Raw genomic sequence first — 19488 nt, 5'->3', positions numbered from 1 at the left:
CGGGAGTCCTCTCTCGCCGCCCCGCACTCTTCTTTGTGCTGCTCCCCGCTCCTGTTCATGTCGCGGGGCCTAGTGTCGTAGCCATGGTCGTCGAGCTGAATCGGGACGAGGCGCGGCGTATCGCCGTACGGGCGCAGCTTCTCGCTCTCCCCCGGCCATCCTCGGTTGACGCGGCGCTCGGCCGGCTCACGTTCCTGCAATACGACCAGACCGCCGCCGTCGCCCCCAGCGCCGACCTCGTGCTGTGGAGCCGGCTCGGATCGTCCTACCGGCCCGCGATGCTGGCCGACGGGTTGGCCGACCGCACGTACGTCGAACTGCGCGGCCTGATCCGCCCGATGGACGACATCCCGCTCTTCCGGGCCGAGATGGCCGCGCACCAGGCGCCCGACTCCCAGTTCGGCTCGCCCGGCGCGCAGCACTGGGTCGACGCCAACGACCGCTTCCGGCGCGACGTGCTCGACCGGCTCGACCGCGACGGCCCGCTCCCCCAGTCCGAGATCCCCGACACGTCGCAGGTGCCGTGGGGTTCGTCCGGCTGGAACAACAACCGCAACGTCGGCATGATGCTCGAATGCCTGGTCGTGCGGGGCGAGATCGCCCTGGCCGACCGCGACGGCCGCGACCGCATGTGGGACCTGGCTCGCCGCGTCTACCCGGCCGAGACGATCCCGTACGACGAGGCGATGCGGATCCGTGCCGAGCGTCGGCTGGGCTCGCTGGGCATCGCGCGGCCGTTCCGCGACCTGCCCGCGTCCGGTATCGAGGCCCGGGTCGACGGGGTCCGGGGCAAGTGGCGGGTCGATCCGGCCCAGCTCGGCCAGCCGTTCGACGGGCGTACGGTGCTGCTGTCCCCGCTCGACCGGCTGATCTTCGATCGCAAGCGGATGGTCGAGCTGTTCGAGTTCGACTACAACCTCGAGATGTACAAGCCGGCCGCCGCGCGGCGCTGGGGCTACTGGGCGATGCCGATCCTGCACCACGACCGCCTGATCGGAAAGCTCGACGCCACCGCCGACCGCCGCCACGGCGTGCTGCGGGTCGACGCCATCCACGAGGACGAGCCGTTCCCGGCCAAGGTCAAGGCGGCGGTGCGGGCCGAGATCCGCGACCTGGCGCAATGGCTGGGCCTAGGACTCGACCTACCGGCCTGACTGCCTGGTTCGTGTCGCCCGCCCTTTGTTGAACGCGCCGCCCGCACTCCTGCCGCACGCGCCGCCCGTCACGACACGGGGCTCGGGCGGCGGCCGAACTGGCGCATGGCGAGCGCGCCCACCACGGGTCCCGGGACGAGCAGCCAGAACGCCCACCGCCAGCCCACCGCCCCCGCCAGCACCGGGACGAGCTGGATGGTGACCACGGTCAACGCGAACCCGATGGCCGTCTGAGCCGTCAACGCGGTCCCCACATAGCGCTTGTCGGCCACCTCGCTCAGCGACGTCGAGAACACCCCGGAGTCGGCGATCACCGCTGCGCCCCACACCACGCCGAGTACAGCCACGAAAACGGGCGGGGCGGTGAAGAACAACGGCGACACCACGCAACACAACCCGCTCACGACAAGCGCGGCAATCGCGGCCGGCGGACGCCCGTACCGATCCGCCGCCCACCCGCCGATCAGGCACCCGGCCACTCCCGCGATCCCGATGGCCAGGAAGGCGAGCAGGCTGACGTTCGTGTCGCCCCGGCCGGCGATCAGGAACGACGGCAACCACGTCCACAGTGCATAGAGCTCCCACATGTGCCCGAAATAGCCGAGGTTCACCAGTCGCGGCCCACGCTGGCGGAACATCTCCAGCGCATAGCGCGGCTGCGGTCGGATCGGAACCCCAGAGGCGAACTGCGGTCCTTCCCGTACGAGGAAAGCCGCCACAACCGCACCGAGCACAGCACACCCGGCGGCGGCGCCCATCACCCCGCGCCACGGCAGCTCACCCAGCCCGCGGATCAGGTGCGGCAGCGCCGAGCCCAGCGTCAGCGCCCCGATCATCACGCCGAACGCGAGCCCCCGCCGGGCGGGCGGCGCCCACGACGCGGTCAGCTTCATGCCGACCGGATAGACACCCGCCAGGAACACCCCGGTGAGAAAGCGCAACGGCACAGCTCCGGCCAGCCCGTCCACGGCGAGCGCGAACACCGCGGTGCATGCCGCGGCCAGCGTCGCGCACACGGCCATCAGCAGCGGCGCCCGAACCCGATCGGCCAGGTTGAGGGCGGCCGACGTGACGGCACCGGCCACAAAGCCCAACTGCACCGAGGCGGTCAGCCACACGGAGGCGGTATCACTGATCTGCCACGCCTCGCGCAACGCCGGCACAACCGCCGACGCGGAGAACCACACCGCCAGCCCAAGCACCTGAACCAGCGCGATCAGGGCCCGCTGCACCCCCGGCCGCGCGATTCCCCGGCCCGGGCCGGACTCTCCCGTCGCCGCACCACGAAACGCCCTCACGCGTTCAGTCCGCCGGCCGCAGCGGGCCGGCCACCGCCTCGATCCGCCGGCGGCCCTCCGCATCGCGATACCACGCCATCACCGCTTCGTTGCGCTCCCGTTCGTACGTCACGCGCCAGCCATGCACTGCGACGTGCTCGTCGAGGTACCACCGATTCCACTCGCACGACGCCTCGACGACCTCGCCGACGGCACCGCGGAAGGCATCCGAGCCGACGGCGGTCAGCCCCCAGCCCTTCCCCTTACCCTCCAGCTCGACAGCTTCCGTCCATGCGTCACTGTCGTAGACGCTCTGTCCCAAAGCGCACGACTCGATCAGGTTGGTGGCGCTGTCCGCTATCCAGTAGTCCGCTTCCACCACACCGATGCGCCCGGTCGACCAGCTCAGCGTGAGCGAGCAGCCGTCCTTGGACCCGACAACGGCCGCGTAGTCACCGTCGTCGAGTTCCTCCCACCCGGATGAGACGAAGCCGTCGAACTCGTACGGATGCTGGTGGCCGAAGCAGCCCGGCCGTTCCGGACAAAACGTCATCCCGCCGAACCGGGTGACAAAAGCCGTCAATCGCTCCAGGCCACCGTCGGGGCCAGGCGCCGAGGAGCCGTCCCCGTTGGTGCACTCGTACCACCGGTCAGGGTCGGCGAGCGAAATCGGTGAGCGTCGGCCATGTTCGTCGAGAAAGGCACGAGCCCGGTCGCTCAAGGCGCCGGCATCGTCAAGAACATGGCGGATCACGGCACCATCGTAGAAGACATCGGGTGCACCAACCGGCCGGCGACGTCAGCCGGCGGCCGCGGGACGGTTGACGGCGTAACGCAGGTGGGTGGCGCCGGGCCAGATCTCGCCGCCCAGCTGGGTCAGGGCCAGGGGCGTGCCGGCGGGAATCAACGGCGTGCCGGCGCCGAGTGCGGCCGGGGCGACGAACAGGTCGAGCTCGTCCAGTTCGCCCGCCGCCATCAGGTCGTGCATCAGGGCCAGCGAACCCCAGACGAGCAGGGTGGTCTCCGTCGAGCGGCGCTCGCGGAGGTAACTGACGGCGTCGTGGTGGATGGTGGCCGGCGGGTGGTCGCCCCAGGGTGCGGACTCGAGCGTTGCGGAGAACACGACCTTGTCGATGGTGTTGACCCGGGCGGCGATCGGCTCGGTGGCGGTCGGCCAGAACTGCACGAACGACTCGTAGGAGCGGCGGCCCAGCAGGACGGCGTCCACGTCGTCGAGCAGGTTGTCGTTCCATTTCTGGCTGGCCGCGTCGGCGTCGGGCGGGATGGCCGCGAACAGGGGCTCCTCCCCGTCCGGGCCCGAGGCGTATCCGTCGAGGGACATCCACTGCTGTGCGACGACTCTCATGACCTGAATGCTTACCAGTCGCGGCGGCGGGCGAGCAGCAGCGTCGAGTACACGTCGAGGGGAACCTCGTCGTCGAACAGGTCGGTCAGAGCGGTCAGCAGCTCGCGGCGGGTCTCGCGCGGCAGCATCCGGTATTGCGACCGGGTTCGGGTCAGGCCCAGATAGTCGGCCGCCGGCATGGCGAGCGGGCGGCGATAGTGGCGGCTCGCCCGATCGCCGAACTCGGCGACCTCGGACAGTTGGTCGCCGGGCCACTGCTTCCACACCAGTTCGGGCGCGCGCGGCTGGTCGTTGACGACGACCGACGGTGCGTGCCGCGCGAACACTCCCAGCAGGGCGGTTCGCAGCTCCGGGTCGGCGATCCGCTCGGTGTTCCACCAGATCGCCAGCGTCCCGCCCGCGCCGAGCGCCGCCGCGGCCGACGCCCACCGCGTTTCGGTCCGGGTCCAGTGCCAGGCTTCGGCGCTGAACAGCAGCCCGAACCGTTCGGTGGCCCGGAACTCCTCGAAACTGCTCCGAACCACCTCGACATCGGGGAACCGGGCCACGCGACGAGCGAGAACGTCGGCCATGGCGGCATCCGGCTCCACCGCGACGACCGGCACGCCTCTCGCCGCCAACGCCTCGGTGGCGCGCCCCGTGCCCGCCCCGACCTCCAACGCTCGCCGGCCGGGCTCACCGTAGGCCAGCACGTCGTCGATGAGCGCCTCCGGATAAGGCGGCCGTACGCGGTCGTAGTCCTCGGCCACCTCACCGAACACCCGGGCGGGATTCCGATCGTCCATCACCGCAGCATGACCAACCGCCGCAAGCCGTCACAGCGGAAGCCACAGAGCGGCCACATAGGGCGGTTCCCAGCCGGCCTGTGCGGTGTGCGCTTGCCGACAGGAGTAGCGCCGGCCGTCGTAGCTCACCACGTCACCGACTCGATACTGCACACCGGCGGCCCACGCCGCTTCGCTCGGCGGAGGCGTGGTGGTGGGCGGGGTGGTCGGCGGCGGGTTGGTACCGGGTGGCGGGTCGGTGGCGGCCAGCAGCGCGCCCAGCGCCGACGCCTGCGTGCGCCAGTCGCGTGCGTTCGGATAGGTCGACGACGTCGCCCCGGTCCAGCGCTGTCCCACCCGGTTCAACGAGTCGCGGTCCGCGGCCCAGATGCTGTCGGCCTGGGTCCGCGCGTAGGCCCGGTAGGCACCGGTCACGTCGGCCAGCTCCATCAGGAAACGCATGAAGATGCCCTTGAACTGCTTCTGGTTGTCGTCGCAGGTGCGGTCGGCCGCGTCGCAGGACTCGGTCAAGATGCCGTTTTTGGTCAGGGTGCCGTTGGCCGTCGCGGCGTCGGCCAGCGCCCGCGCTCTGGTCAGCACGGCCGCGTTGCCGGTGGCCCGATACAGCTCGACCGCGGCCCCGATGGCCAGGCCCTGGTTGTACGTCCAGACCGTGTCCCGGTTGTTGGCGCAGGCACTGGTCAGACCGTCGTTGACCAGGTTGGACGTGTTGATCAGACCGCTCCCGGTGAACCAGTTCCAGCCGGTCGTGGCCCGGTTCAGCCACGTCGTGTCGCCGGCGATGCGGTTGTGCAGGGCCGCCGCCAAGCGGATGTAGAGACCGACCGTCACCGCGTTCTTGTACGTCCGTTCCCGGTCCCACCAGACGCCCCCGCCACAGGTCGACGTGTCCCAGAAGCTGTGCACGTAGTTGGCGATGGTCACCGCCTCGGACAGGTACTTGCTGTCGCCGGTCAGGTCGTACGCCTGCACCCAGGCCAGCCCCCACCAGCCCGCGTCGTCGACGGCCCGGCTGATGAAGTGGCCCTCGATGGCGTCGCTGCTCTTCACCCCGGCCGGGAAGGCGACCCGGTTCACGGTGAAAGTGCGGTCGACCGCCCACCGGTAGTCGGTGCGGCCGGTGCGCTTCATCCAGGCCATTACCGCGGTGATCGTGTCGGCCGAGTTCCACCAGCTCGACAGCCACCACGCCGTGTCCGGTTGATACGAGTACATGAGCGCGTCGACGGCCGCCGCGGCCCGGTTGTCGGACGGGCGCGCCCACGCCGTACAGCTGCCGTTGTTGCCGGTGACGGCTCGTCCGCAGGCGCGCAGGCTACCCCCGTACAGGAAAGCCTTGGTGTCTCTGGTCGCGAAAAGCGCGGTGCGGGTGCCGCTGACCCGACCCAGGGAGCTGCCGCCGGCCCACGTGGCGCCCTCGTCCCAGGATCGGTCGAGCCAGACCTCGTCGCCGGTCGTGCCGCCGCTGATCGTGGCCCAGCCCATGCCCCGGCTGTCCATGTGCAGGGCGATGGTGCGGCCGCTGAGCGTCGTGGCCGGCACCGGCTGGTAGTCGCCGACCGCGGTCGTGGTGCCGTCGCAGACCACGTCGCAGGCCTGGGCGCGGACCCAGTCGGTGCACTGGACGCCGGCTGCGTCGCCGCAGGCCCGGATCATGCCGCGCCGGTGGTGGGACGGGTCGGAGAGGTTGTACATGAGGGTGCGGGTGCCGGTCCACGAGCTCGGGATGGACGCCTTGCCGAGTAGGCCGTCCCAGGTGGCGCCGCCGTCGAAGGTGCGGTCGAGCCAGATCGAGTCGCCCGCGCCGCCGTTGTCGATGCTGCCCCAGGCCATCGCGTCGGCGTCGGAGAGGTGCAGAGAGATGCGGCGGCCGTTCTGCGTCTTGTCGGGAACGGGGAACGTGTCCTGCTGGGCGCGCGACGGGTCGAGCTGGTCGCAGTTCACCGAGCAGACGACGGCGGCGGCGAGCGGGAGGGAGACCACGGCCTCCGGGTCGGTGGTGGGCCGGGCCTGGGCGGCGGGGGTGCCGCTCAGGAGGACGGCGAAGAACGTGACAACCGCGAGGACGGCGCGCTTCACTCCTACATATTGATGAACATGAACGTCTGATGACAAGGGTTGTTAAGAGAAACCCGGTCACCTGTGCGGCTGACGCAGATCCTCCACACGTGCTCCTCGACGTCGGGAGGGGGTTGCCGGGACAGCGGTGCGAACGGATGGTGATGATGGTCGGGTGAACTTCCGCTCGATCTATCAGCACGGGTTCGCGCGCGTGGCCGCGTGCACCAACCACGCCGTCGTCGGGGATCCGGCGGCCAACGCCGAGGCGATCCTCACCCAGGCGCGGCGGTGTCACGAGCAGGGCGTGGCGGTCGCGCTCTTCCCCGAGCTCGGGCTCTGCGGCTATTCGATCGAAGACCTGCTGATGCAGGACGTACTGCTCGACGACGTGCTGGCCGGGCTGCGGACGGTGGTCGAGGGCTCGGCCGAGCTGCTGCCGATGCTGATCGTCGGCGCGCCCCTGCTGCACCGCAACCGCATCTACAACTGCGCCGTGGTCATTCACCGCGGGCGGATCCTGGGCATCGCGCCGAAGTCGTACCTGCCGAACTACCGCGAGTTCTACGAGAAGCGGCAGATCGCGGCGGGCGACGACGAGCGCGGCGGGTTCTACGGCGACAACATTCCCTTCGGTACGGACCTGCTGTTCGCCGCCGACGACGTGCCCGGCCTGGTGGTGCACGCGGAGATCTGCGAAGACATGTGGGTCCCCATTCCGCCCAGCGCCGAGGCCGCCCTGGCCGGCGCGACCGTGCTGGTCAACCTGTCGGGCAGCCCGATCACGGTGGGCCGGGCCGAGGACCGGCGGCTGCTGTGCCAGTCGGCGTCGGCGCGCTGCCTGGCCGCCTATCTGTACGCCGCGGCCGGGCTGGGCGAGTCGACGACCGACCTGTCCTGGGACGGGCAGACGATGATCTACGAGAACGGCGCGCTGCTGGCCGAGACCGACCGGTTCCCGCTCGACGACCGGATGGCCGTGGCCGACGTCGACCTCGACCGGCTGCGGCAGGAGCGGCTGCGAATGGGTTCGTTCGACGACAACCGGCGTACGCACGCCGCCCGCACCGCAGCATTTCGGACAATTCACCTAACGATGACCCCGCCCGCCGACGATGTCGGATTTATCAGGAAAGTTGAACGCTTCCCCTTCGTCCCGGCCGACCGCGCGCGACTCGATCTCGACTGCTACGAGGCGTACAACATCCAGGTCGCCGGCCTGCAGCAACGCCTGGCCTCGATCGGCAATCCGAAGGTCGTCATCGGCGTCTCCGGCGGCCTCGACTCGACCCACGCGCTGATCGTGGCCGCGCGGGCGATGGACCGGGCCGGCCGCCCGCGCCGCGACATCCTCGCGTTCACCATGCCCGGCTTCGCCACCAGCAAGAACACCAAGGACAACGCGCACCGCCTGATGCGCTCGCTCGGCGTCACCGCGGCCGAGCTGGACATCACCGACACCGCCCGGCTGATGCTGTCCGAGATGGGCCATCCGTTCGCCCAGGGCGAGCCGGTCTACGACGTCACGTTCGAGAACGTGCAGGCCGGGCTGCGCACCGACTACCTGTTCCGGCTGGCCAACCAGCGTGGCGGCATCGTGCTCGGCACCGGCGACCTGTCCGAGCTGGCGCTGGGATGGTGCACCTACGGCGTCGGCGACCAGATGAGCCACTACAACGTCAACGGCGGCGTGCCCAAGACGCTGATGCAGCACCTGATCCGCTGGGTGGTGTCCGAGAAGATCTTCGCCGACGAGGTCGGCGAGGTGCTGACCGACGTGCTCGGCACCGAGATCAGCCCGGAACTGGTGCCGGGGGCCGAGCTGCAGTCGACCGAGAGCACGATCGGGCCGTACGCGTTGCACGACTTCGCCCTCTTCCACGTGCTGCGCTACGGCATGCGCCCCTCGAAGATCGGCTTCATGGCCTGGCACGCGTGGCGTGACGCGGAGTCCGGGGCGTGGCCGCCGAACTTCCCCGACCCCAAGCGGGTGGCCTACGACCTGCCCGAGATCCGGCACTGGCTCGAGACGTTCTGCCGCCGGTTCTTCGCGTTCGCCCAGTTCAAGCGCTCGGCCATGCCCAACGGCCCGAAGGTCTCGGCGGGCGGTTCGCTCTCCCCGCGCGGCGACTGGCGGGCCCCCTCGGACGGCAACGCCAACGCCTGGCTGCGCGACTTGCAACGCTGGGATGATGCTTGGGCTGAACCTTCGCCCTGATCTGAAATGCGTCAGCGGTGTCCTAGTGGCGCGACGCCTTGCTCACGCGTTCCGGCGTCCTAGTCCTTCGCCTGGACCAGTTTGATCACGTCGAGCCCGGCGTTGCGGGCACGCATGATCATCCCGGTGTCGTACGACACGAGCGTGACCGGCTTGCCGGCCAGTGCCTGTACGTTCACGGCCCGGTCGACGATCTCGTCGTCCGTGTTCGGCAGGCGGACGTGGTCCGGCGGGTCGAGCAGCAGATCAATGGTGACAGGGCCGCGCTCAAGCGCCGGGCCGTCTCCCGTGGATCGGGTGGCCGCGCGCAGAACGTGGCCGTAGACGGCGCCCGCCACGTTCTTCTTCTTGCCGCTGATGACGCGGTCGAGCACGGCGAGGCTGTACGCCGCGCGCCACTTCTTCGCTTCGTGGCCGCGGTTCTTGAGGTTGTCCAGCTCATCGATGACGGCAATCGGCACGACGAGGTGGATCCCGCGGTTGATCTCGCCCGTCAGCCCCCAGAAGTCCAGTTCTTCGAGCTTCTGCGGGTGCTCCATGTAGACGACCGTGTCGAACACGAGCAGACGCGCCGGTGTCGTCCAGCGCTCAAACTCCGCCTTTAGGTCCTCATAGGCCGCCTTGAGGACCACCGCCCTGTCGTCCAGCTCCTGCGTCATGAGAAGGCGAGCGATGTCGTGGTCGGTGCCCACCCCGAGGAGCAGTTCCCAGCGGCGCGTCTGGAACATCGCCGACGCCTCGAGCGGTCGGACCCTTGCGCTCAACGCCTGAACGCCGAATCTCGCCCATTCGAGGTACTGGTAGAACGTCTGGAACGGCGGAAGCTGGTCGAGCCGGTTACGCAGGTTCCCAGCCTCGTTCGCGCGTTCTTGCAGCAGACTCAGCAGGGATTGCCGGTCAGCGCCGGGAAGTGGAGTCAGCAACACGGGCGGAGTATCGCACCGACGGCCGGCCGACCCCACCGACTTCCGGGCCGGTGCGAACGGGGCTGGCTCGGCCGGCAGCACCGAACCGGCCTCCGAGCGCATCACCTTCAGTACGTCCACCATCGGCCGGCGAACTCCCGCCGTGGAGATCGGCTACCCGCAGCGCAGCTTCACCGTGGCCGAGGACGGGCCGGTTGTACGGCAGATCCGAGTGTGCCAGCCAAACCCGAGCCGCACCCACTGGACGGCCTCGAACTGGCGACGGAACAACCGATGCTGCCCCGAGACCACTTGGGGTTGTTGCCGAGTGATAACTCTGCGGCCTGGCGCCGCCCAAATCCCGGCCGACCGCGCTCGGGCACAAACAGGGCGGCCGCTGATCGTGGCGGTTCATCACACCGCCGGGCTGACCTGGAAGATCGTTGGTGCCCGGGCGATGACGGACGTGGAGCTGCTGGAGTTCACCCGCTGGGAGGAGAAGCGATGAGTCACGACGAAGACCTGCCTCAGAAGCCTGAGCAGCTGCGCCTGCCGGGCGAGCTCGACGAGGCGGTTGCCGCCGCCGCGGCCGCGACCGAGGTGCCCAAGACGACGTGGATCCGCCAGGCGATCGAGATGGCCCTGGCCGTGCAGGCCGAGGACGATCAGCCGATCTCCCGGGCCGAGGCGTTGCGTGCCCTGACCCTGCTGCGCCCAGCCCGGCACGGCACGACCTGAGCTCGGCTGCCTTGCTGTCGCTGTGACTGTCGGGCGGGGACCGTTGTGCGGGACCACCGGGAACATCCCGGGCGGGCGCTACGGCCCGGTGTTTCGCTCGGGCCGGCGAGGAGGCGGGTTCGGTGTGGGTTGCGGTTGAGGGAGTCGAGAGGGCGTACGGGAGCGGCGTTTTTGATTGTCCGCGGCGAACAACGCACCGCCGAGCGCGGCGGTGATGCCGCAGAGGATGAGCGTTGTGCGGTAGCCGTAGTGTTCGACCGCCAGGCCGGCCAGGATGCCGGAGACGAGCAGGCCGGCGGTGCATGCGTTGGCGAAAAGCGTGGTGGCGCGGCCGGTGGCCGGGGCGAGCAGGTCCTGGAAGTAGCGGATGCCGGCCCCGGCGACCACGGCGATGCCGATGCCGCGGAAGACGTGGGCGGTGATGAGCAGCGGCATGCCGGTGGCGACTACGGCTACGGCGTAGAACGCGGCCAGGGACGCGAAACCGGTGAGGATCAGGGTGCTCTGGCTGATGCGTTCGGGCAGGACGGTCAGCACCAGGGTGGCTACCACCTCGACGGCGGCGCAGACGCTGAACAGGATGCCGATCGAGGACGGCGGCTGGTCGAGGACCCTGGTGGCGAACAGCGGCAGCGCCAGCCCGCCGGCGAACATGGCGGCGAAGAAGACCATGATGCTGACGGTCAGCAGAATGGGTGTGGCGCCGGGAACCTTGCCGGTGGGTTCGACGGCGCGGGGGCGCGGCACGGCGAAGACGGCCAGGGCGGAGGCCAGGAACACGGTGGCGGCGGTCCACATCAGCCACGAATAGCCGCCGTGGGCCAGCACCACCGCGCCCAGCAGGGGTCCGGTCGCCCAGGCCAGTGACCAGGCCGCGCGCAGCAGGGGGGCCGAGCGCTGCCCGGCGGTGCCCTCGCCCAGCACGGCCCGGGCCAGCGCGAACAACTGCGGGAAGGCCGCGCCCATCGCCCCGAGCACGGTGGCCGCCATCAGCAGCAGCACGAAGAAGCTGGACACCCGCGGCAGCAGCGCATAACCGGCGACGCCGAGCAGGATGACGATGATGGCGTACGTCCGTGCCGGTCGACGGTCGAACAACCGGCCCAGCCACCACCCGATCGTGATGCCGCCGAGCGCGAACACCGACGACCAGACCCCGACCTGCAGCGGCGACAGTCCGACGGCGTCGGCCCCGAAGAGCACGATGTAGCTGTTGACCATCGCGTCGGCGATCCCGAGCAGCAGAACGGCGACGAACAGCGCGAGAAAGGCCACCCGATCTTCGTACCGGCCCGGGACCGCCCGGCGACACCGATTATCGGGGGCAGACGAAGATGGGGCAGGTCGGGAACTTGATGACCAAGGGCGGGTTGGCGGCCATCGTGTCGAGGAGCCACTGGCGGTGGCGGGCGACGCTGAGCACGCCGATCGGGCCGGTGACGTCGAGGTAGCCGTCCTCGGTGTACCGCGACGGGTAGTCGGTGATGCCGACGAGGGTGTCGCCCGCGGTGACCGGGCCGCCCTCGTCGCCCCGGACGAACGTGCCGGGGGTGCCGCTCACGGTCAGGTTGGCGTCCGTGGTGCGGGCGGCCAGCTTCACGTACTCGTCCAGGTAACGGTTGCCGCCGCTGTACCGCCACACGTCGGTGCCGGCGGCCGGGTCCTGCGTGGCCAGGGTACGGGCCGTGAAGCCGGTCACCGGGGTGTCGAGCCGGGCCAGCAGCAGCCGTCCCTGGCGGGCGGTGAACGTGGCGCGCCGGATCTGGCCACCCGCGTCGATGTCGCCGGTCGTCGGGCAGCCGTCGCGGGTGAGCAGCCAGCTCTGCGTGATCAGAGCGCCCGAGCACGAGCCGTCGCCGCCGTGGATGCGGACCAGCCAGCGGTTGGCGGGCACGGTGGTGTCGACCAGGCTGTTGGCGGCCGCGCTGGCGGGGCTGGAACCGAGCGCGAGGGTGGCCGCGTGGGCGGCGGTGGGAGTCAGGAAATGGGCGGCCAGAACAGCGGCCGCCACGACACGGAAGCTACGCACGGCACGACAGTAGGGACGCGGCCGATGTCTGTCTGCGGCGGAATTACGCGGGCGAAACTGCCAGCTTTTCCGCCAGATAGAGGTGCAGCTCGCGATCGGCCGGCGGCACCGGCAGGTCGTGTGTGGCGCGCAGCTCGGCGGCCCGGTGCAGGAAATCGCGGGACAGCGTGGCGGCGGCCAGGCGGTCGAGCGTCCGGGCCTGTTCGGGGCGGCCGTTGGCGTGTCCGAACGCCTCGGTCAGCAGCTTCGCCGCCGCGTCCCGGTCGCCGCGGGCCAGCGCGACATCGCCCAGCCGGGCCAGCGCGAGACCGATGCCGGGACGGTATTCGGCCGCCCGGGCCATCTCCAGCGCCTCGCGGGCCGTCGCCTCGGCCTCGTCCACCAGGTCCGATCCCAGCCTGGCCTCGGCGAGCATGCCGAGCGCGTACGCCGTGGGAGATGTGTCGTTGAGTTCCCGGAACGCGGCCACCGCGGCGACCAGATGCTCGTGCGACGACGCGTACGCGCCCAGGTCGTTCTCCACGCCGGCCAGGTTCATCCGGGTCACCGCGGCGCCGCGCCGGTCGCCCAGCTCCTCCTTGATGGCCAGGCTGTCCCGGTAGTGCTCGCGGGCCCGGTCGTACTCGCCCCGGTCGTGGGCCAGCGTGCCCAGGTTGTTGAGCGAGATCGTCACGCGTCGCCGGTCGCCGGCCGCCCGCGCCAGGTCGAGGCTGGCCCGGTGGCTGGCGCGGGCTTCCGCGTAGTGGCCGAGGAACTTCTGCGCGTTGCCCGCGACGGTGAGCGCCGCACTGACGTCACTGTCCTCGTCGAACAGTTCGGTGCATCGCGTCGCGAGCCGGAGCGCCTCTTCGGGCCGCCCGGCCTCGTTGGCCGCGATCGAGGCGCCGTGAAGGGCCCACGCCCGTACGGGAGAAGCGGTTGTCGCCTCGGCGATGCGAAGCAGGGTGCGGCTCGCCTCGCCGAACCGGGCGCGCGCCACATGAACGGCGGTCAGCGCCTTGACCAGCGGCACGTCCAGCGTCTCGGGCCGATGGGTCACCGACCACGACACGGCGGCCCGGACGTTGTCACGCTCGGCGTCCACCCGATCGTCCCCGGCGCGCACCAGAGCGAGAAAGAAAAGGGCATGAGCTTCCCGTACGGAGTCAGGCCCCGCGGCCACTTCCCGCACCGTGTCCAACATGGTGATCCGCGCGTCTCCATCCCGGTCGATCAGCGTGACCAGGCTGTCCGCGGCGAGCTGCCCGACCGAGCCACGGACGCGGGGCACGGTGATCCCGGCCGCGCTCAGCACCGCCTCGAGATCGCCCGGCGCGGCACCTCCGGCGAAGATCGCCAGCGCGCCCAGCACCAGTCGTTCCCGCTCGTCGAGCCGTCCGGTGCTCCACTCGACCGTGAGCCGCAACGTCTGATGGCGTTCCGGCATGTCGGCCGCCCCCAGCAGTTCGGGCAGCTCGGCCAGCAGCTCGCCCGGCTCCTGAACCGCCAGTTGAGCCGCAGCCAGCTCGATCGCGAGGGGCAGCCGGTCCAGCCGTCGGCACAGGGCGTCCAGTGCCGCGGCGTTGTCGTCGGTGCGCCGGAAGCCGAGCCGTACGGCGGAGGCCCGCTCGACCAGCAGTCCCACCGCGTCCGCCCCGGCCAGCGGAAGCAGCCGCAGCACGTGCTCGCTGCGCAGCCGCAACGGCGAGCGGCTGGTGGCCAGCACGGTCAGCCGGTGGCAGCGGCCCAGCAGGTCGGCCACCCAGCGCGCGGCCCCGGCCACGTGCTCGAAGCTGTCCAGCACGAGCAGCCAGCGCCGGTCGCCGATGAGCTGGACCAGCGCGTCCAGCGGCTCCCGGCCGACGCCTCGGCACCGCACCGCGTCGGCCACCGCCTGCGGCACGTCGGCCGGGTCGTCGAGCACGCTGAGGTCGGCCCCGGCGACCCGGTCGAACCGGCCGGCCAGCCGCCAGCCCGCCTCCAGCGCCAGCCGGCTCTTGCCCACGCCGCCCGCCCCGACCACCGACACGAGCCGCACACCGGGGTCGAGCACCAGCGCGGCCAGCTGGGCCAGCTCGTCGTCCCGTCCGAGCAGGGCGGTGGGGGCGGCGGCCAGATCGGGTCGCTTGCTCTTTCTGAGCCGGGTCGACGGCGGGGCCTTCTTCCGCGCGAGGCCGTAGAGCTCGGCCCGCTCGGCCGCGTCCGTCCCGAGCCCGTCGCACAGCACCCGCAACGTCTCCCGGTGCGGGCGTCGCGTCGTTCCGCGCTCGATGTCGCCGATCGTGCGCAGACCCAGCCCGGTCTTCCCGGCCAACTGCTCCTGCGACAGCCCACGGCTCAGCCGCAGTTCGACGATCCGGCGCCCGAGCTCATTCACGGCCGCGATTATCTATGGCGACCGCTCAGGCCGTGCCGTGCCTCGCCGGGCGCAGCAGGGTCAGGGCACGCAACGCCTCGGCCCGGGAGATCGGCTGATCGTCCTCGGCCTGCACGGCCAGGGCCATCTCGATCGCCTGGCGGATCCACGTCGTCTTGGGCACCTCGGTCGCGGCCGCCGCCGCCGCAACCGCCTCGTCGAGCTCGACCGGCAGACGCAGCGAACGCACCACCATGACCGCCGACCCGGCCGGAGGCAACGCGTCGAGCAGGGTCGCCTCGTCGGCGGGCGCGGGCGGTGCGTCGAAGGTCAGTCTCTCCATGAACGCCGCAAGCTGCTCAGGCGTCTGCGGCAGGTCTTCGTCGTGACTCATCGCGTCTCCTCCCAGCGGGTGAACTCCAGCAGCTCCACGTCCGTCATCGCCCGGGCCCCAATGATCTTCCAGGTCAGCCCGGCGGTGTGATGAACCGCCACGATCAGCGGCCGCCCCGCCGCCGTGCGGGCCCACACGCTGAGCACAGCGACCCCGGTGTCGCTGACGGCCCGCCGCGGCCAACGCCGACGGGCCCCGAGCACTTGCCGCACCTCGTAGGGCTCCATCCCGAGCAGCGCGGCCAGAGCCCAGTCCTCCCACTCGTACGGCACACTCCCAGCGTACTACGCACGTATTACGCGCGCGGCACCTCGAGAGCCGCCGTGATCGCGAAGTGCCGGTCGACCGCTTCGACGAGTGCCCGTCCCCGTTCCGCCAGCCCGATCCGCACCGCCCATGCGTCAACCGCCGCGAGGAACCCCACCAGATCCCGGTGCACGCTTCGCAAAAGATCGACCAGTTCGAGCCGATGCACGAAGACGCTCGCCCCGGCCGGTCGGCCGTGGTCGCCCTTCTGCCAGACGCGCAACCCGTCATCAGCGAACTCGATCACCGGCCCCGGATCGTGCCCCAGCCACGGCGACTCACCGTCGAGAGCCCGCACCCAGTCACGCCAGTCCTCCAGACCAGCACAGCAGCCCGGGACCACCGCCATCCCGGTGACCGTGTCGGTCAGGCGTAAGCCGCCCGGCACGATGAGGCACTCCTCGGCGACGAGCGTGTCCACGACCTCGTCACGTCCGCCAGGGGAAGCGACATCGGCCAGGGCGGCCACGAAGAGACCGATCTGCCGATCCGTGCAATCGGCCGCGAGCTCCAACCACGAACCCGCCGCCATCTCGGCAACCGGCCATGGCGGCCGCGACGCGGCATCGAAGCCCGGGACTTCCACAACGGCCTGCAGCTTGATCACCACAGGATTCAAGCCGAGCCGCCCCGAAAGCGCCGCCGGTTTCCCGTGTTCCAGCGGGTCCGCCCGTTAGGCGAGCGTCAACGCATACACGTAGACGCGCGGGTCGTCGGGCAGGGTGATCGAGCGGATCTGCTTCCCCTGCGTGACCGGGAAAGCCGCACCGAACAGTGACACCGGCGGCCCGTCCACGCCCTGGCCGGCCTTGATGCGGTGCGGCATGGCGAGAACGGCGTCGCCGGTGCCGCACCAGTCGGGGACGGTGACCGGGGCCGACGAGTAGGTGCCGTCCGTGTAGCCGATCGTGACCGAGCTCCCGACCGGCCCGTTGTGGCTGGTCAGCACGAGGTTGGCCGAGGTGTACGAGCCCGCGGGCAGCAGCAGGGTCCGGCCCGCGGCGGCGGTGAAGTTCAGGGCCGCCCCGGTCGGGTCGGGGGCCGCGTAGGTCACGCCGCCCCAGGTGACGGGGCCGGCGACGGGCATCAGGTCGGCGTCGTAGCTCCAGCCCCCGCCGTCGAAGTTGCCGGAGGCGGGCGCAGCCACCGTGGCCGTGCCGTCGAGGGTCGGCGTCAGGGTCACCGCGCACTGCCCGGCAGCCGACGAGGCGGCACAGGACGACGGCGTCGTGACGGTCAGCGTGGCGGTCCGGCGCAGCGAAAAGGCGGGGATGGTCACTTCCAGCGGATACGACCCTACGGCGGCCCCCGCCGGTGCGGTCACCGTGATGGTGGCCGAGGCCGACGTCGGCAGGTGTCGCGAGACGATCGGGCCCGGCTGGCGAACAGAGACGGAGAATCCGGACGGCGCCACCACGTTGACCTGGGGTCGCAGGCTGCCGGGCGCCTGCCCGACCAGATCGACGGACAACTGAGCGCTGCCTCCGGCCGGGAGCGCCACCTCAAAAGGGCGCACCGCCGCCGACAGTTCCGTCCGGCCGTCCAGCGGCGCCTTGTTGACCGACGGGGGTTCGGCCGCGGCCGAGGTGCCCCACGACGACGGCGACGTGCCGAGCGTGTGCGTGATCGTGCCGCCCGAGCCGATTGCCGACCACGGGATCCAGTTCTTCGACAACGAGGAACCATTTACCCGTACGCGCCGAATGTACCGATTTTGATCCGATGCGCCGGGAGCGTTGATCGTCAGGGTGCCCGACGGAAGGGACACGACGGCCGACGGGAACTGCGGCGACGACACGGCCAGGAAGTTCGCCCCGCTCATGGTCGGATAGAGGCCGAGCGACGAGAACACGTACCAGGCGCTCATCGTGCCCAGATCGTCGTTGCCGGTCATGCCGTCGGGGCCGGTGGTGAAGAGCGTCATCGCGGCCCGCACGACGGTCGCCGTCTTCGCGGGGGCTCCGGCCCAGTGATACATGTACGGCGCGAGCAGGTCGGGCTCGTTGTTCGGGTTGTAGGTCGCCTTGGCGTAGTAGTCGTACGGGCTGGCGATCCAGTCCTTGCGCACGGTTCCGGACGGATCGGTCAGCAGCTTCGGGTAGACGAAGAAGTCGTCGAGACGTTTCTGTGAAGCGGCCCGCCCGCCCATCAGGCTCACCAGACCGGCCGGATCCTGGGGGACGAGCCACTGGTACTGGTAGGCCCCGCCCTCGTGGAACTGCTGGGCCGCCGCCACCGGGTCGTACGGGGTGAGCCAGGTGCCGCTGGTGGTGCGCGGACGGAACTGCTTGATCGAGGAGTCCCAGAGGTTGCGGTACCACTGGCCGCGCCCGGCGAACAGGCGTGCGTCGTCGGTCTTGCCGAGCCCGGCCGCCATCAGGGCGAGGGAGGCGTCGGCGGCCGCGTACTCGAGGGTGGCCGAGGCCGGGTGCACGCAGTCGTTGTCGCCGCCCTTGTGCACGCAGTCGGTGCCCAGCTTCAGCCCGGACGGGATGTAGCCGCGTTCGCTGTAGTACTTGATGCCCGTACGCCCGTTGTAGGGCGATCCGGCGGGCGGCTCGCTCAGAGCGTTTTTGCGCAGCAGATCGTAAGCAGAAGACTCGTAGCCGGCCAGCAGACCCTTCGACCACGCCTCGACCAGGAACGGTGTCACCGGGTCGCCGGTCATGATGTTGGTCTCGCTGTTGGCCAGCGCCCACCGCGGCAACCAGCCCCCGTCGCGGCCGATCGCGAGCACGCTCAGCGCCACATCCCGCGCGACGTCGGGGGTGAGCAGTTCGAGCAGCTGGTTCTGCGGGCGGTACGTGTCCCAGAGCGAGAAGTTCTGGTACGGCGTGTAGCCCGAGGCCTTGTGCACGGCGCGGTCGAAGCCCACGTACGAGCCGTCCACGTCGCCGGCCAGGTTGGGGTGCAGCAGCGAGTGGTAGAGCGCCGTGTAGAACGCCGCCTGCCGGTCGGACGAGCCGCCGCCGATCTTGATCTTGTTCAGGGCGGTGACCCACTGGGCCCGCAACGATGACCGAACCGCGTCGAAGTCGTACGAGGAAGCAGTCTCCGCGGCCAGATTCGCCCGCGCCCCGGCCAGTCCGGTGTACGAGAGCCCGACCTTCACCACGACATCCCGGTCGGACGCGGCGTTGAACGTGACGTACGCGCCGTTCGACCCCGATCCGGCCGCATCCCGGCTGCCGGCCGAGACGGACGACCCGCGCCAGGTGCCGTACGAGGCGAACGGCCGGTCGAACGACGCGGTGAAGAAGACGGTGTGGTCGTCCTTGCCGGCGCAGAAGTTGCCGGCCTCGACCCGGCCCTCGATCGTCCGGTCGCCGACCACGTGGATCTCGGAGTCGAACACCGACTGGTTGGCCTTGCCCGTGTTGAACAGGACGTTGGCCGACCCGGTGGACGGGAACGTGTAGCGCTGCCAGCCGGTGCGCTCGGTCGCGGTGAGCTCGGCGCCGACGCCGTACCTGGAGAGCCCGACCCGGTAGTAGCCCGGCGAGGCCTCCTCGTCGTCGTGGCTGTAGGCCGACTTGTAGACGTTCGGATCCACGCTGGTGATCGCGCCGGTGGTCGGCATGATCGGGAGCTCGCCGGCCACGCCGCAGCCGACCCCGGAGAGGTGGGTCTGGCTGAACCCGTAGATCGAGGACTGCTTGTAGTCGTAGCCGCCCTGCCCGCCGGTGTCCGGACTGACCTGCACCATGCCGAACGGCGCGCTGGCGCCGGGGAACGTGTTGCCGAAGTTCTCGGTGCCCACGAACGGCCGTACGAGATCAACGGGTTCCGCAGCGGCCGCGGGAGCCGCGGGGGCCGCGAAAAGGCCGGTGACAAGGACAGCGCTGAGCAGCAAGTGCATGGTGAACCTCCCGTGACAACGTTGTCACCACGAAGTTACGTACGTCAATGGGTTGGCAACCGAA

At 70.5% G+C, this 19488-nt stretch carries 17 protein-coding genes; 4 read left to right on the top strand and 13 right to left on the bottom strand.

The window, feature by feature from the left end; translation table 11 throughout:
* Positions 1-83 precede the first annotated feature (83 nt).
* Complete coding sequence (locus KOI35_RS03970; protein ID WP_215784579.1) at positions 84-1154, top strand: DNA glycosylase AlkZ-like family protein; 1071 nt, start codon at positions 84-86, stop codon at positions 1152-1154.
* 68 nt (positions 1155-1222) lie between these two features.
* Here the strand turns inward: KOI35_RS03970 and KOI35_RS03965 are convergent, their stop codons facing one another.
* From KOI35_RS03965 to KOI35_RS49400, 5 genes are read right to left on the bottom strand one after another with little or no spacing between them, the layout of a single operon-like run.
* Positions 1223-2452 carry an MFS transporter gene (locus KOI35_RS03965; protein ID WP_215784578.1) on the bottom strand — a complete coding sequence of 410 codons (1230 nt, stop codon included), beginning with the start codon at positions 2450-2452 and terminating at the stop codon, positions 1223-1225.
* A gap of 4 nt (positions 2453-2456) precedes the next feature.
* Positions 2457-3185, bottom strand: a complete 729-nt coding sequence (locus tag KOI35_RS03960; RefSeq protein ID WP_215784577.1) for a hypothetical protein — start codon at positions 3183-3185, stop codon at positions 2457-2459.
* A gap of 45 nt (positions 3186-3230) precedes the next feature.
* The gene (locus KOI35_RS03955) at positions 3231-3797 is read right to left on the bottom strand and encodes a dihydrofolate reductase family protein (RefSeq protein WP_215784576.1); all 567 of its coding nucleotides are present in this window, start codon (positions 3795-3797) and stop codon (positions 3231-3233) included.
* Positions 3798-3808: 11 nt separating this feature from the next.
* Positions 3809-4582, bottom strand: a complete 774-nt coding sequence (locus KOI35_RS03950) for a class I SAM-dependent methyltransferase (protein ID WP_215784575.1) — start codon at positions 4580-4582, stop codon at positions 3809-3811.
* 30 nt (positions 4583-4612) lie between these two features.
* Positions 4613-6661 carry a glycoside hydrolase family 76 protein gene (locus KOI35_RS49400; RefSeq protein ID WP_215784574.1) on the bottom strand — a complete coding sequence of 683 codons (2049 nt, stop codon included), beginning with the start codon at positions 6659-6661 and terminating at the stop codon, positions 4613-4615.
* 154 nt (positions 6662-6815) lie between these two features.
* Between KOI35_RS49400 and KOI35_RS03940 the strand changes: the two genes are divergently transcribed.
* Positions 6816-8858 carry an NAD(+) synthase gene (locus tag KOI35_RS03940; protein WP_215784573.1) on the top strand — a complete coding sequence of 681 codons (2043 nt, stop codon included), beginning with the start codon at positions 6816-6818 and terminating at the stop codon, positions 8856-8858.
* A 59-nt stretch (positions 8859-8917) separates the two neighbouring features.
* Here the strand turns inward: KOI35_RS03940 and KOI35_RS03935 are convergent, their stop codons facing one another.
* Positions 8918-9907, bottom strand: a complete 990-nt coding sequence (locus tag KOI35_RS03935) for a PIN domain-containing protein (RefSeq protein ID WP_215784572.1) — start codon at positions 9905-9907, stop codon at positions 8918-8920.
* Positions 9908-9926: 19 nt separating this feature from the next.
* On the opposite strand from KOI35_RS03935, the gene KOI35_RS03930 reads away from it, so the two are divergent.
* Both KOI35_RS03930 and KOI35_RS03925 read left to right on the top strand, forming a co-directional pair.
* On the top strand, positions 9927-10271 hold the full coding sequence (locus KOI35_RS03930; RefSeq protein ID WP_215784571.1) for a hypothetical protein: 345 nt from the start codon (positions 9927-9929) through the stop codon (positions 10269-10271).
* The gene (locus tag KOI35_RS03925; protein WP_215784570.1) at positions 10268-10501 is read left to right on the top strand and encodes a toxin-antitoxin system HicB family antitoxin; all 234 of its coding nucleotides are present in this window, start codon (positions 10268-10270) and stop codon (positions 10499-10501) included. Before KOI35_RS03930 ends, KOI35_RS03925 begins: the two co-directional genes overlap by 4 nt.
* Before the next feature lie 78 nt (positions 10502-10579).
* On the opposite strand, the gene KOI35_RS03920 is transcribed toward KOI35_RS03925, so the two are convergent.
* The 7 genes from KOI35_RS03920 to KOI35_RS03890 form a co-directional block, all read right to left on the bottom strand.
* Complete coding sequence (locus KOI35_RS03920; protein ID WP_215784569.1) at positions 10580-11776, bottom strand: MFS transporter; 1197 nt, start codon at positions 11774-11776, stop codon at positions 10580-10582.
* A 40-nt stretch (positions 11777-11816) separates the two neighbouring features.
* Complete coding sequence (locus KOI35_RS03915) at positions 11817-12530, bottom strand: hypothetical protein (RefSeq protein WP_215784568.1); 714 nt, start codon at positions 12528-12530, stop codon at positions 11817-11819.
* 43 nt (positions 12531-12573) lie between these two features.
* A complete protein-coding gene (locus KOI35_RS48770; RefSeq protein ID WP_215784567.1) occupies positions 12574-14886 on the bottom strand; it encodes an ATP-binding protein in 2313 nt (770 codons plus the stop codon).
* 25 nt (positions 14887-14911) lie between these two features.
* Complete coding sequence (locus KOI35_RS03905; RefSeq protein ID WP_215784566.1) at positions 14912-15259, bottom strand: hypothetical protein; 348 nt, start codon at positions 15257-15259, stop codon at positions 14912-14914.
* Positions 15256-15531: a hypothetical protein gene (locus KOI35_RS03900; RefSeq protein ID WP_215784565.1), complete on the bottom strand. Its 276-nt coding sequence runs from the start codon at positions 15529-15531 to the stop codon at positions 15256-15258. The genes KOI35_RS03905 and KOI35_RS03900 overlap by 4 nt, the downstream gene beginning before the upstream one ends.
* 23 nt (positions 15532-15554) lie before the next feature.
* Positions 15555-16172, bottom strand: coding sequence for a hypothetical protein (locus tag KOI35_RS03895; protein WP_308120775.1), 618 nt, complete (start codon positions 16170-16172; stop codon positions 15555-15557).
* A gap of 66 nt (positions 16173-16238) precedes the next feature.
* Entirely contained in the window at positions 16239-19424 is a 3186-nt protein-coding gene (locus tag KOI35_RS03890; protein ID WP_215784564.1) for a GH92 family glycosyl hydrolase, read from the bottom strand.
* Between the last annotated feature and the right edge of the window lie 64 nt (positions 19425-19488).

The sequence above is a fragment of the Paractinoplanes bogorensis genome (genome assembly GCF_018829635.1).
GTDB lineage: Bacteria > Actinomycetota > Actinomycetes > Mycobacteriales > Micromonosporaceae > Actinoplanes > Actinoplanes bogorensis.
The sequence above is the reverse complement of the archived record's forward strand: the minus strand, read 5'-3'. Positions and strand labels throughout refer to the sequence as shown.